Annotated in this window: 1 protein-coding gene; it reads right to left on the bottom strand. The window is 47.3% G+C overall.

Annotated features, from left to right (window positions below):
* A partial coding sequence (locus LR961_RS19175; RefSeq protein WP_232151573.1) for an SPOR domain-containing protein occupies positions 1 to 389 on the bottom strand: 389 nt, incomplete at both ends.

Below are 389 nucleotides of genomic sequence, written 5' to 3'. Positions count from 1 at the left end.
CAATGCCAGGCGGGTTTTGAGGTTGTTGGCATCATCTTCTTTGGCAAAGGCGCCGACTTGCACAAAATAGCTTTCTTGCTTGATGGTCGGGTTCTTTTTCACTTGCTGTTCGCTGATTTTGCTTTCGGTATCAGGCAAAATCGTATAAAAATCAAACTTGTTCGGGTCCTCAATTGAGGTCGAGCCCGGTTTGATTTCTTCCTCGGTCACCGTGCTTTTAATCGGAATTTCTTGCTGGCCATCGTCTTTTTTAAACGCGCTGGAGAATGGGCTGTGGTCGCCTTTGATATAAATAATCAATGCGACCGTGAGCGCGACCCCCAAAAACAGGCCGACCAGCAGGCCGTTAAAAAAAGTGCTGCCGCTGCTTTTGCTTTTTGCTTTGGCTT

Origin of the sequence: Stenotrophomonas sp. SY1 (assembly GCF_021202945.1) — a bacterium.
Taxonomy (GTDB): Bacteria; Pseudomonadota; Gammaproteobacteria; order Xanthomonadales; family Xanthomonadaceae; genus Stenotrophomonas.
Note: the sequence above shows the minus strand (reverse complement) of the source record. Positions and strands in the feature narration are given on the sequence as shown.